23 protein-coding genes and 2 pseudogenes (1 of these 25 only partly in view) are annotated in these 11,419 nt (G+C 22.3%); 13 read left to right on the forward strand and 12 right to left on the reverse strand.

From position 1 onward, the window contains the following. The first annotated feature begins 240 nt into the window (after positions 1–240). The 3 genes from LUA84_RS02105 (at position 241) to LUA84_RS02115 (ending at position 1,851) form a co-directional block, all read left to right on the forward strand. Positions 241–867, forward strand: a complete 627-nt coding sequence (locus LUA84_RS02105; protein ID WP_231434226.1) for an FkbM family methyltransferase — start codon at positions 241–243, stop codon at positions 865–867. Positions 868–1,234: 367 nt separating this feature from the next. After that, positions 1,235–1,498, forward strand: coding sequence for a hypothetical protein (locus LUA84_RS02110; protein ID WP_231434227.1), 264 nt, complete (start codon positions 1,235–1,237; stop codon positions 1,496–1,498). Positions 1,499–1,575: 77 nt separating this feature from the next. Beyond that, positions 1,576–1,851 (forward strand): hypothetical protein, encoded by a 276-nt coding sequence (locus LUA84_RS02115; RefSeq protein WP_231434228.1) that lies wholly within the window; start codon positions 1,576–1,578, stop codon positions 1,849–1,851. 227 nt (positions 1,852–2,078) lie between these two features. Here LUA84_RS02115 and LUA84_RS02120 read toward each other — a convergent pair whose 3' ends face one another. Genes LUA84_RS02120 through LUA84_RS02130 form a run of 3 tightly spaced genes read right to left on the reverse strand, consistent with a single transcriptional unit; the run spans position 2,079 to position 3,189 of the window. Then, on the reverse strand, positions 2,079–2,555 hold the full coding sequence (locus LUA84_RS02120) for a phosphohexomutase domain-containing protein (RefSeq protein WP_231434229.1): 477 nt from the start codon (positions 2,553–2,555) through the stop codon (positions 2,079–2,081). A 36-nt stretch (positions 2,556–2,591) separates the two neighbouring features. Then, positions 2,592–2,849: a hypothetical protein gene (locus tag LUA84_RS02125; RefSeq protein ID WP_231434230.1), complete on the reverse strand. Its 258-nt coding sequence runs from the start codon at positions 2,847–2,849 to the stop codon at positions 2,592–2,594. Further along, positions 2,824–3,189, reverse strand: a complete 366-nt coding sequence (locus LUA84_RS02130) for a hypothetical protein (protein WP_457913287.1) — start codon at positions 3,187–3,189, stop codon at positions 2,824–2,826. The genes LUA84_RS02125 and LUA84_RS02130 overlap by 26 nt, the downstream gene beginning before the upstream one ends. Before the next feature lie 328 nt (positions 3,190–3,517). Between LUA84_RS02130 and LUA84_RS02135 the strand changes: the two genes are divergently transcribed. The 9 genes from LUA84_RS02135 to LUA84_RS02160 all read left to right on the forward strand — a co-directional run bounded on the left by LUA84_RS02135 (position 3,518) and on the right by LUA84_RS02160 (position 7,351). Then, entirely contained in the window at positions 3,518–3,757 is a 240-nt protein-coding gene (locus LUA84_RS02135; protein WP_231434231.1) for a pyruvate kinase, read from the forward strand. 257 nt (positions 3,758–4,014) lie between these two features. Beyond that, entirely contained in the window at positions 4,015–4,386 is a 372-nt protein-coding gene (locus LUA84_RS04685; protein ID WP_342765379.1) for a pyruvate kinase, read from the forward strand. Between the two features lie 206 nt (positions 4,387–4,592). Next, positions 4,593–4,850: a pyruvate kinase alpha/beta domain-containing protein gene (locus LUA84_RS04690; RefSeq protein ID WP_342765393.1), complete on the forward strand. Its 258-nt coding sequence runs from the start codon at positions 4,593–4,595 to the stop codon at positions 4,848–4,850. 250 nt (positions 4,851–5,100) lie between these two features. Then, positions 5,101–5,349: a putative RNA uridine N3 methyltransferase gene (locus tag LUA84_RS02140; protein WP_231434232.1), complete on the forward strand. Its 249-nt coding sequence runs from the start codon at positions 5,101–5,103 to the stop codon at positions 5,347–5,349. A gap of 194 nt (positions 5,350–5,543) precedes the next feature. Then, positions 5,544–5,882, forward strand: coding sequence for an RNA methyltransferase (locus LUA84_RS02145; RefSeq protein ID WP_231434233.1), 339 nt, complete (start codon positions 5,544–5,546; stop codon positions 5,880–5,882). Between the two features lie 122 nt (positions 5,883–6,004). Further along, positions 6,005–6,190 carry a hypothetical protein gene (locus tag LUA84_RS02150; protein ID WP_231434234.1) on the forward strand — a complete coding sequence of 62 codons (186 nt, stop codon included), beginning with the start codon at positions 6,005–6,007 and terminating at the stop codon, positions 6,188–6,190. Positions 6,191–6,200: 10 nt separating this feature from the next. Then, the gene (locus LUA84_RS02155) at positions 6,201–6,482 is read left to right on the forward strand and encodes an acetate--CoA ligase family protein (RefSeq protein ID WP_256443593.1); all 282 of its coding nucleotides are present in this window, start codon (positions 6,201–6,203) and stop codon (positions 6,480–6,482) included. A gap of 87 nt (positions 6,483–6,569) precedes the next feature. Beyond that, a complete protein-coding gene (locus LUA84_RS05255) occupies positions 6,570–6,806 on the forward strand; it encodes a glycosyltransferase (RefSeq protein WP_457913288.1) in 237 nt (78 codons plus the stop codon). A 242-nt stretch (positions 6,807–7,048) separates the two neighbouring features. Then, positions 7,049–7,351, forward strand: a complete 303-nt coding sequence (locus LUA84_RS02160; protein ID WP_231434235.1) for a hypothetical protein — start codon at positions 7,049–7,051, stop codon at positions 7,349–7,351. A 358-nt stretch (positions 7,352–7,709) separates the two neighbouring features. Here LUA84_RS02160 and LUA84_RS02165 read toward each other — a convergent pair whose 3' ends face one another. The 7 genes and pseudogenes from LUA84_RS02165 to LUA84_RS02185 form a co-directional block, all read right to left on the reverse strand. Next, positions 7,710–8,063 carry a hypothetical protein gene (locus LUA84_RS02165; protein ID WP_231434236.1) on the reverse strand — a complete coding sequence of 118 codons (354 nt, stop codon included), beginning with the start codon at positions 8,061–8,063 and terminating at the stop codon, positions 7,710–7,712. Between the two features lie 97 nt (positions 8,064–8,160). Further along, positions 8,161–8,397, reverse strand: coding sequence for a HEPN domain-containing protein (locus LUA84_RS02170; RefSeq protein WP_231434237.1), 237 nt, complete (start codon positions 8,395–8,397; stop codon positions 8,161–8,163). 56 nt (positions 8,398–8,453) lie between these two features. Beyond that, a complete protein-coding gene (locus tag LUA84_RS04220) occupies positions 8,454–8,582 on the reverse strand; it encodes a hypothetical protein (protein WP_256443512.1) in 129 nt (42 codons plus the stop codon). 225 nt (positions 8,583–8,807) lie between these two features. After that, positions 8,808–8,954, reverse strand: a pseudogene (locus LUA84_RS04695) (M20 family metallo-hydrolase); the annotation flags it as partial. Further along, a complete protein-coding gene (locus LUA84_RS02175) occupies positions 8,897–9,064 on the reverse strand; it encodes a peptidase dimerization domain-containing protein (protein ID WP_231434238.1) in 168 nt (55 codons plus the stop codon). The gene LUA84_RS02175 and the pseudogene LUA84_RS04695, both read right to left, overlap by 58 nt. A 101-nt stretch (positions 9,065–9,165) precedes the next feature. After that, the gene (locus tag LUA84_RS02180) at positions 9,166–9,327 is read right to left on the reverse strand and encodes a hypothetical protein (protein WP_231434239.1); all 162 of its coding nucleotides are present in this window, start codon (positions 9,325–9,327) and stop codon (positions 9,166–9,168) included. Next, positions 9,314–9,625, reverse strand: coding sequence for a hypothetical protein (locus tag LUA84_RS02185; RefSeq protein WP_231434240.1), 312 nt, complete (start codon positions 9,623–9,625; stop codon positions 9,314–9,316). Before LUA84_RS02185 ends, LUA84_RS02180 begins: the two co-directional genes overlap by 14 nt. Positions 9,626–9,722: 97 nt before the next feature. On the opposite strand from LUA84_RS02185, the gene LUA84_RS02190 reads away from it, so the two are divergent. Then, entirely contained in the window at positions 9,723–9,983 is a 261-nt protein-coding gene (locus tag LUA84_RS02190; protein WP_231434241.1) for a hypothetical protein, read from the forward strand. A gap of 819 nt (positions 9,984–10,802) precedes the next feature. Here LUA84_RS02190 and LUA84_RS02195 read toward each other — a convergent pair. After that, entirely contained in the window at positions 10,803–10,976 is a 174-nt protein-coding gene (locus LUA84_RS02195) for an SPFH domain-containing protein (protein ID WP_231434242.1), read from the reverse strand. An 86-nt stretch (positions 10,977–11,062) separates the two neighbouring features. Then, positions 11,063–11,419 (reverse strand): annotated as a pseudogene (locus LUA84_RS05260) (SPFH domain-containing protein); it runs 87 nt beyond the window's last position.

Consider the following 11,419-nt stretch of genomic DNA (forward strand, 5'->3'; position numbering starts at 1 on the left):
ATAATTCAAGGAAAATAATTAAAAATATATATTCAAGTTTATACAATATTTAATTTTAAAAAAGCAAAATATTAAATTAAAATTAAGAAACGGAGAAACCATAATAGTACCTAGATCTTTTTATCCTAAAATAATATATTATTATTACTTGGGATATATTGCTGACTATTAGCAAAGATGGAATATAGTTTNAAGTAAATAATAAAACTTTTCATAATACCTTTTAAAGAAATCGAACTTTTGAGATTTTGGCGTATAAATAAATTAGGGTGGTTCTATAATAATAATTACTGGGAGAAAAATAACATAAAATATAAGCATGAATATAGTTCAATATATGATGTTTTTGAAAGCGAAGATTATAAATTTCTTAATGTTCAAAATAAAACTATAATANNNATAGGAGCCTTTGTAGGAGATTCATCAATATATTTTATTCTAAAAGATGCAAAAAAAGTATATGCAGTTGAACCACATCCAGATGCCTATAAAGAAATGATAGAAAATATAAAATTAAATAATATGGAAAATAAAATTATTCCAATAAATATAGNNATAAGTTATGAAAAAGATTATATATTGTATTCCTGTAACAACAGTAAGTACGCAAGATACATTTTAAAATCAGAAGGTAATGGTATTAAAGTACCCGCAGGTAAATTAAGAGATATTATTGATAAATATAATATAGATGCACAAATATTAAAAATGGATTGTGAAGGATGCGAATATAATATAATTTTGAAAGATTATGATACTATAAAAGAATTTGATGAAATTGGATTTGAATATCATGCTTATAATAATAAAATACCTGTTAGTAAATTAATAGAAAAATTAAATAAAATTTTGAATGTAAGATTATAAAAGAGAAATCAAAGAATATANNNNTAGTATTTTGTATAAGAAAAAAATAAATTTAAATCTTTATTTTATATTTCTTTTTTATGAAAGCTTCAGTAATAGTAATGGATTATTTAAGAAAAAAATATATTCTAGATGCATTAAAAAGTATTAAAAATCAGAAAGAAATTGATTTAAATGATATTGAAAGTAAATGTTGTAAAATATTATCAAGATGAAAAAATAGATAATTATATTAAAGAAAATTTTCCCACATTATAAGATAATAAATTTAGATCCAAATGGTCCAGATCGTTGTATTGGTAGTGAACTTGCTATAGGAATAAAAGAGGATTCTNNNAATTTAATATTCTTATTAGATGATGACGATATGTTTACCGAAAATAAAGCTAGTAGAATATTTGAGGTTGTAAAAAATATGAAATATGATGAATATGTAATTTGGAATAAGGCTATAATAACTCAAGATTTAAAAAGTAGGCCATTAAAAAAGTCAGAGCACAAACATATATATAACAGCAGTAGCATAGTTCTAAATATTAAAGATAAAGATAAAGTTAAAAGATTATATAAGAAAAATATATTATGCTGTAGATCGAGCTCATTTTATGCTTTTTTAAAGAAAAAATTATAAAATTGAATGATTCATAAACTTACTATAGAAGATTCGGAGAAAACACAAGTATTAGATTTAGTAGACAGATGTTGGAAATGAACTTACAAGATTTTCAATATATTTATGAAAAAACAAAATGTAAAAATATAATAGATAGGATAGTAAATTTTAAAATTAAATTAAATACTATGTATAACGCTAATTATAAAATATCATTAAAAGAATATATAGGAGAAGTTTATTACAGATTTGATGAAGATTATATTAAGAGATTATCAGTGATTATTTTATATAAATTATTTAGAAATTATCTAAAAAAATATTATTTGAAAAAATATACTCTTACAGAGCCAAATGTACAAAATGAATAGAAATTATAAATTTTTATTATTATATTTTAATTTAATATAATTAAGAAAAAAGAGATAAAGGATAATCATTTATAATATTAAAGTACTTATAGTAAATTATTTAGATAAATTCAAGAAAGTTTATTAAGAAAATTATTGAAGGGTGTTAAATAAGAATTAATAATAATATATTGTATAATAAAAAATAAAGTTATTAATATAAAAATTTCTCTTAAATAAAAAATAATCTATGTATTTAATTTTACTATTTCCTCAAATATCTTTTTAACATGTATACTTTTGTCATAAGAAACTATCACAACTCTATATAATGGTTCTGTATCTGAATATCTTACCAATATTCTTAAGTTATCCTTTAATAATTCTATACCATCTAAATCTCCATTTAAATCATTTAATATAAATCCATTATTCTTTCCATATTCTTTTACTTTATCAATTAAATTTGGATTATTTCTTGGTATATCTTTCTCTAACCATGTAAATTCTGGAATATTTAAATTATTTATATCTATACCCTTTTTCATATATTTTAATAACATTAATGCGCCGAATAATGCATCATCAATATAATCATTTTCAGCAAAATAAATATGAACAGAATATTCAATACATAAATATGCTCTATTTTGTTGACCTGCAAATTTAATAAATGTATGGCCAGGTCTTTTTAAAATTACTTTTCCTCCTTTTTCTTCAACCAATTTTCTTAAATAAATTGGTAATGAAATTTCTAATACTTATGTTCTGTCTTTTTTATTAAAAGGTATTAAATATTTATCCATTCTAATTCTATTTCCATATTTATCAACTACACCCAATCTATCCCCATCGCCATCAAACATAAATCCAATATCTAAATCCTTTCTATTTCTCATTAATTCTTGTAAAGATTTAATATTTTCATCTTTTGAAGGGTCGGGATTATGCCCTGGAAAAGTTCCATCCATATTATCATTAATTGTTATAACTTCATTTCCTAAATCTGTTATATACATCTTTCATTAAAGTCAATACAGAATTTGAAGGATCATAACCAACTTTAAATCCACTCACTCCCTTAAATTTCTCTTTTAGATGTTTTTTATAAATATCTCTTGCTTCTTCAAAAACTTCTATCATTCCTTCTTTTTGTGTTGGCCTTATATCTTCATATGTTAATTTTTCAATTTTATCGATTTCTTCTTTTGGTAGATCATTTCCATTACTATTAATTGGTTTTATCNNNTTATATTGCAAAGAATCATGAGATGCAGTTATCATTAATACTGGAATATTATACACTTTTGCCAAATAATTGCTTCTGGTGTAGATCCAATTCCAAAATCTAAACATCATGTGTATAAACTAATGTTTCTACTAAAATATCTCTTATTCTTGGAGAAGATAATCTTATATCTCTTACAATTCCTATTGATTCTCAGTTATTAAAATATCTTCCCAATGCATATCCAATTTTNNNTAATAGTTCATCTGTTAGTTCTTGTCCATAAAGCACCTGATATCATATAATTTAAATACTCCACTCATGATTAACTTTAAATCTTTGATATTTAAATATCTTATCAAACATATGAATGAATGATAATATATTAAAGGTTAAATAAATATTTTTCATTTTTTGTAATTAAAGGTATCTAAAAATCTTAATTTTTATATATCTTTTATGAAGAAAACAAAAATTGTTGCTACAATAGGTCCAAGTTGTATAGATAAGATAAAAGAATTAGATAAATATGTAGATGTATATAGGATAAATTTTTCACATGGAGATAAGAAGAGTCATGAAGAATATTTTAAAATAATTAGAGAAAATAGAAGAAAAGCCCATATTAGTAGATTTACCAGGACCAAAGCTAAGGATAGGAAATCTAAAACAAAAAATATTATTAAAACCAAGAGATAAAATAATATTTTCTCANGATGATGGTGTTCCAGTAGAGGATCCATGATTTTATAAGGTAGTTAAAGAGAATAAAGATATATATTTAGATGATGGAAATATAAAAGTTCATATAGATAAAGTAAATAATAATAAGGTAGAAGGAACTGTTCTAACTGGAGGAATATTAACATCTAGAAAAGGAATAAATATGACAGATCTAAATTTAGATACTGGAGTACATCCAAAGAAATTTAGAACTATTAAAAGAAGCTTTAGATTTGGGTGCAGATTTTATAGGAGTATCTTTTGTTTTATCAAAAGAAGATATAATAAAAGTTAAAGAAATAGTAAAAGATAAAGCCTGGGTGATTGCTAAAATAGAAACTAAAAAAGCTTTAGATNACTTGGAAAACATAATTAAAGAATCTGATGGTGTAATGGTAGCAAGAGGGGATTTAGGAGTTGAAATAGGATTTTCAAATTTAATATTTGCACAAAAAAGAATAATTAAAACATCAAGATTATTTGGAAAGCCTGTTATACTGGCTACACAAGTATTAGAATCTATGGTAAATAATTCAATACCAACTAGAGCTGAAGAAATAGATGCTTCTGTATCTGTATTAGAAGGTGTAGATGCTATAATTTAAGTGATGAAACAGCAATAGGTAATTATCCAATAGATTCTGTAAAAGTATTAGAAGAAATAATATTAAATGTAGAAAAAGAAGTAAAGCCAGAATAGTAACCTCCGAATAATATTAATGATTCTATAGCAGTAGGTGGAGTAAGTACTTCGGAATTTGATAATGATATAAAACTAATTGTTGCGCAAAGTAGAACTGGAAATTCCATAATAAGAGTTTCAAGATTAAGACCAAAACAAATTATAATAGGAATTACACCAAATAAAGAAGTATATAGGAAATTATACTTATTATATGGAGTATATCCTCAACTAGAAAGAGCAGAAATTAAAGATATACTTGATATAATAAATAATTCCAAAATAATAGCTAAGAAATATATTAATAATGGATATATATTAATATTAGGTGGAGATCCTAAATCAAAAATAGGAAGAACGGATTTTATAAAAATAGAAAAAATATAACAAAAACGAAATTTTTTATTAACAAAATTATAAAAAACAAAATATTTAATATGAATTTTGGGATATAAACTAGTAAAAGTTAAAATTTTACAATATCAAACTGATCTTATTAATTATAATAAATACCGGGCGTAGCTCAGCCCTGGTAGAGGCCCGGCTGTAGTGGTTAAATTGGCCGCGAAGTCCGGCAGGTCGTGGGTTCAAGTCCCACCGCACCTGGACTTTTATTTTTATTTTTTAACAATTATATATGAGAAAATTATTATTAATTCCATCAACATTTACTGGAGAAAAAAGAGATCAAAAGATTAGAATATTTTTAATATCACAATTAGCAAGAGCAATTGTAAATTTTGGGATAAATGAAGAAGGAATTTATTATGATGATGATTCAAAATTTAATTCACATGGTGTGGGAAGATTTATTTTAAAAGTATTAAAATATTTAAATACCCCANCATATATTAGAAAAATTGCATTTCCATTGATAAAGAATTAAAATATATTGGTTCTGCTTTACCTTTAAATGTATACCTATCATAAAGATAGAACAAGATATGAATATGTTTATATATTAAAAAGAGAAAAAGATAAATTTTATGTATAAATGGAGAAGAAAAATTATAGGCAAGTGTAAATAAAAAATATAGAAAAACAAATATATTAATTTATGATAAAGTAAATAAGAAATTATTGTATCCAAATGAAAAAGAATTTTATTTTGGTTATGAAGTATTTTATTATAATAAAAATTTAGAAGAATTAATTAAAAAATTAAAAGAAGAAAATTTTTATTTAATAGCAACATCTAGATATGGAGAAGATATAAAAAATATAAAGATTGAGAAAAAGGATAAAATTGCAATTGCTTTTGGATCTTTTGCAAGAGGTATTGAAGATATGATAAAAAATTGGAAAGAAAAATTTGATATATCAATAAATATATGCCCAGACCAAAAATTAGAAACCATTAGAACTGAAGAAGCTGTATATTATACTTTATCATTATTACATTATAAGGAAATTATATGAATTATCAGTTTTTGATAGTTATAATTCTTTATAAAATATAATAAACTTATTTTAAAATATGTTATCAGAAGGCTTTGAATTATTAGAAAAATATGGAATAAAGATTACAAAACATTGGGTAAATGAAGTACCGTTGCATTCAAATTTTGCCATTAGTAATAAAGGCAGACTTAAATCATAAAACAGATTTGGGTGCAGTAAAATTAAATATACAAAATTATAGTGAACTAAAAAAATATTATGAAGAATTTAAGAAAAAATTTAATACAGATATAATTAATACAAGAATAAGTAATTGGAGAATTTAATGAAGTAATAATTGGAATAAAGTATGATAAAATATTTGGAGATATAGGCGTCATAGGNATTGGCGGAATATATACAGAATTATTAAAAGATTTTATTATTCTATCTTTACCTTTTGATATAAATATTTTAGAAAGAAGATTAAGAGATTTAAAATTATATCCTATGTTAAATGGATTTAGAAATAGACCAAAAGTAAATATTAATTTATTGCCTGAAAATATAATGAAATTATATGAATTATACAAAAAAGAAAGATTTGAAGAAATTGAAATCAATCCTACTATTAATTAATGAAAAAGAATCATATGCTGTAGATATAAGATTTGTAAAGCAATAATTTTTATATAATTTTTTAATTAAGAAATTTTTATAGTAAAATTGGAAGTATATGGAACTGTTTNNNNTTCTGCAGATACTGTTAGAACAACAATTGAAGATTTAAAGAAAAAATTAAAATATGATTTTGTAATTTCTGTTTGTGATAATTTTTCAAAAGATGGAACATTTGAAATATTAAAAGAATATGATTTTATTGATGCATTTCAAAAAGAATCTACAAGGGGATTAGGAAGGCAATATGCGTTAGAAAATTTGATTAAGAACATCCTGATGTAGATTATATATTTTATATAGATTTTGATGTTATTATTTCCTGATTATTTACAATGAATTAATAAAAAGGAATTAGAAAGATATATAAAGAAAATACAATTATTGGTTTTGGTTCTAGTTCAGGATTTGCTTCATTAGATATTATAAAAGAATATTAGCAAAGGTAAGATGGAGAGATATTAAACTCGCTGAAGATTTTATGTATATGATTGATATAATTCATAAAGGATTTGATTTATGCATCCTTGGCTGTGCCATTATCTTTTAATCAGGAAAGACCAAAAAGAGAAAGAAAATATGCAAAAGGATTAAAATATATAAATAGATTATTTAAAATCTATTTTAAAGACTATGCTTTACATAAATTATTAGCTATTTGGATAAAATTTAATTCAATAAAAGACTATGAAAGAATTTTACATACACATCTAAAAGATTTTTTATTACCTCCAGAACTAGATTTAGAGAAAAATCTGCTATTTTTAATGTATTCCATATTATCCAGGATACTTAATGAAAATGATAAAAAAATTATCAAAATATTATGATTATATATACTTATATAAAGTGAGAAGAAAAAGAAGACCAGGATATTATTTAATAATTTATTATGATTATAAAACAATTCAAAAGTATCTTATGAACTTTCTAAAATATGTTAACAAACCTTTTGATCCAAACAAAGTAATAAAAATTAATCTAAAATAGCTTTAGATTATCTTTATTTTCTAATACATTTACGAAGGTTTTCATTAAATTTGATTAATCCATTAACCATATCATACTATTTTATTATATAATTTTACCAATTCCTAAATCTTGATTATAATTATCTGGAGAGAAATCTAAATCTTTATCATATTTTTTTGTTGACCTTTCTATTTAAAATTAAGATTCCAGTCAATATTAATATATTTCCAATATATTTAATGTGTCTTTATTTTTTTCCAATTCTCTTTTAATTAAACTTCTAGCCATTCCTGCATTTAATCCATTACTCGCTTTTCTACCCATTCTACTAAATAAATTCATAGCAAAATTAATTAAACTCTCAACAACCTCTTCAGACATTTGATATTTATTAACCAATTCATTAATTGAAAACAAATTATGTAAATCATTTTCATTATATCTAACAATATTTTTTCTCTCATTTTTATCATTTAATTTTTTTAAAAATTGGTCTACTTCTTTTTTATATTTTTCATAATCTTCTTTAAATTTTTTCTTATTTTCTTCAGATAATAATATTTCATACATTGTAGAATTTTGATTGATTATTTTCTTTAATTTATCAAATATCTTATTTTTATTTATAAAATCCTCAAATGAATCATGAATTTTTATCTTTTACATGCTATAATTCTCTCATTTGGAATAATAATACTAAACTTTTTACAGAAGAATATAATGATTGTTCTAAATAATATATTGCCAAATTATAATTTTTCTTAAAATATAAATCATACGAATCTGATAAATTTTTCTTAGCATTCTCTATTAATTCCTTTGAATATTCTATATTTTCTTGAGGTACTTTCTTAAATAAATTATAACCAGTCATTAATTTTGCAACATCAAATATGCCAACCATTATTTTAATATAACATTAAGGTTTAAGAATTTCTAATAATATTTTTGCATCATTTATTATATCATTATATAGTCTATATATTCATTTGGAATATGTGCACTTTCATTATATGTACTCCATACAATTGTATTCAATCCCCTTTCTTTTAAATATTTTGCATATGTTCCTCCTCCAATTCCTACCAATCTTGGTTCATTATTTTTATATTTTTTAATTGCTTCTTTTAATTCATTTAAAAATTCATTATTATAAATATTTTCTAATATTGTATGGATAATCTTTATTTACAATTTCAATATCAATTTTGCAATTATAATTTCTTTCAAATTCTTTACATATATATTCTTTGATTGATATACTTCATCTAAATTATAATCTGGCAATATTCTACAATCATAATAAAATATAAATTCTCCAGGTATTATAGTTACATTATCTATATTTTTTTCAACTTTTGTTGGTTCAAATGTACTTTTAGGAGGGTTAAATAAATTATTTTCTATATCATATTTTTCATGTAAAGAATCATATAAATTAAAATTAACATAGATCCTAATGTTGTTGAATTAATACCTAAATCTGGAGTACTTGCATGTGCCTGTTTTCCAATAACCTTAACTTTTATCCATAATATACTTTTCTCAGCAACTTCACATATCCAATCCATCAGAAATTCCAGCATCAGGTATTAAAATCCAATCATCTTTTTTAAATAAATTCGACTCTTTTTCTAATATATATTTTAATCCATATTTACAGCCGGTTTCTTCATCTGGAAGCTAATATTAATCCATAATTATATTTAGGTAAAATATTATTATCCTTAAAATATTTTGCTAATAATATTCCTAAAACAATTCCATTTCCATTATCTAAAACTCCTCTTCCATATATTTTATTATCATCAACTGTAACATTAGAATGGATCATATTTCCATAGATTTAAACTTCCTTCTGGTACAGTATAAATATGTGCAATTATCCAAAATGCTTTTTCTCTATTTTTTCCATATTTTATTGCAATAATATTTGGTCTTGATTTTTCTTTTACCCTTTCATCAGGTGCCTCAATTATTTTAATTTCATCAAACAAATCTTTTACAATATTATATAATACTTTTGCTCTTTCCCATTCACCTTCACCATTATTATCCGGTCCAATGGATTTAATTGGTATAAATTTCTTATACACAGGAATTATATAATCTTTGTATTCTTCTATATTCATAAATAAATAATTATTTAATATATTAATATGAGTGTTTTAAATGGAGAAGATGCAAAGAAATTTGTAAAAGAATATGTAAAGGTAAATCCTGCAGGAATTGATAATAAAACCTAAAAAAATATATAAAATACCTATTAAAAAGATAAAATATATATTAATTGATAAAGATAAGAGAAGATATTTCTTTGATTATAATTTAGATTCTGAAGATCTATTAGAAATTGCAATTAATGAAAATAAAGTAAAAGAATTATTAGAAAATTCATTTAAAAAGATTCCTGATTCATTTATTGAAATAAAACCAAAAAATGATGATTGGATATTAAATATGAGGATTATACTATGTAGTATTTCCTGAAGTTGAAATTCCAAATGATATGATTGCAATAGCATTGCCAAGGTCTACATTTAATAGATTGGGAATATTAAAGTTTGAAAGTGCTTATTTGATCCAGGATATAAAGGAGAATTTACTCAGACATATTATTTTCCAATTAATGCAAAAATAAATATAAATGAAGCATGGGTGCAATTAATATTTATTAAATTGGAAAAAGAATCAAAAGAAACATATAAAGGATATTGGTATGGAGAAAAATATTGAAAAATTTAATAATTTACTATATTTTTCTTTATTTTCAATATATTATAATTCTGTTCATCTTATTCTATATTTAATTATTTATAATCAATCCCAGTAATATTACTTAATAAATTATATAATATTATTTTCTTATTAATTACAATTTTCCTATTTTAAATATCAATAATAATGTATTTAAATTTTAAACGTAATTTGGCAATAATTATATTTTTATGAATTTATATCCTTGTGAATTTTCTTTTACTCTTTAGATATCCCTTTATAATATAGAATATTTTCCTTTCAATAACTTCTTTTTCATATTTTCTAATTTATTATTTAATTTACAAAAATATTATACAAAATTTTATCATTTTTTAAAATTTTAATCTTTTATAATATATTCAATATATTGAACTTCTTCTATTTTATAATTAATGTATTAAATATTTTCTTTAGAATTTTTAATATTATACAATCTTGGGAATATATAATATTCCTTTCAATTTATTCAATAATTTTATTTATTATTTTATATAAAAATATCTATATTTTAATAAAAAAATATTCTACTTACTATGCTTCTTAAATAAATCAAACTATTTCTGGTGGTACTACAACTATTTTTTCATTCTGGCTATTTCTTAAGATATCTAAAAACCTTAATGTTATACCATAATCACTTTCAGATAATATTTCTGCAGCTTTCTTAAAGTTCTCTGCAGCCTGTAATTCTCCTTGAGATTCAAATACTTTTGCCTGTGCCAATCCTTGTGCTTTTAATATTTCTGCATCTCTTTGTCTTTCAGCAATTGCTCNNNGGGTTAATGCAGATAATATTACTAAAGGAACAATTAGATCCTGTTGATTTTTATTGCAATAATATCAACACCCCATTCTCCAATCTCTTTTTGAATTATATCTTTCAATTCATTTCCAATTTCTTCTTTTTTCTGTAATATATCATTTAAATTATATTTTCCAAATATATCCCTTAAATTTGTCTGTGCATATTTAATATTGTCCTATTTAAAACACTTACATTCATTATAACTTTTCCAGGATCTACTATTCTATAAAATACTGTACTTCTTACTGTAATATTGTACATTATAGGCAGTTAATAATACTTGTTCAGGTAAATCNTAATTTATAATTCTCATATCTACTTTAATTAATTTTTGAAAACCTGGCAAAATATATATTAAACC

This window comes from Candidatus Nanopusillus massiliensis, from assembly GCF_920984865.1.

Excerpts from the sequence above, each read along its gene's own strand:
- LUA84_RS02110 (WP_231434227.1), top strand. The coding sequence starts at position 1,235 with ATGTTTACCGAAAATAAAGCTAGTAGAATATTTGAGGTTGTAAAAAAT.
- LUA84_RS02115 (WP_231434228.1), top strand. The coding sequence starts at position 1,576 with ATGAACTTACAAGATTTTCAATATATTTATGAAAAAACAAAATGTAAA.
- LUA84_RS02125 (WP_231434230.1), bottom strand. The coding sequence starts at position 2,849 with ATGTATATAACAGATTTAGGAAATGAAGTTATAACAATTAATGATAAT.
- LUA84_RS02135 (WP_231434231.1), top strand. The coding sequence starts at position 3,518 with ATGAAGAAAACAAAAATTGTTGCTACAATAGGTCCAAGTTGTATAGAT.
- LUA84_RS02150 (WP_231434234.1), top strand. The coding sequence starts at position 6,005 with ATGAAGTACCGTTGCATTCAAATTTTGCCATTAGTAATAAAGGCAGAC.
- LUA84_RS02165 (WP_231434236.1), bottom strand. The coding sequence starts at position 8,063 with ATGTATGAAATATTATTATCTGAAGAAAATAAGAAAAAATTTAAAGAA.
- LUA84_RS02170 (WP_231434237.1), bottom strand. The coding sequence starts at position 8,397 with ATGGTTGGCATATTTGATGTTGCAAAATTAATGACTGGTTATAATTTA.
- LUA84_RS02175 (WP_231434238.1), bottom strand. The coding sequence starts at position 9,064 with ATGGATTGGATATGTGAAGTTGCTGAGAAAAGTATATTATGGATAAAA.
- LUA84_RS02180 (WP_231434239.1), bottom strand. The coding sequence starts at position 9,327 with ATGATCCATTCTAATGTTACAGTTGATGATAATAAAATATATGGAAGA.
- LUA84_RS02185 (WP_231434240.1), bottom strand. The coding sequence starts at position 9,625 with ATGAATATAGAAGAATACAAAGATTATATAATTCCTGTGTATAAGAAA.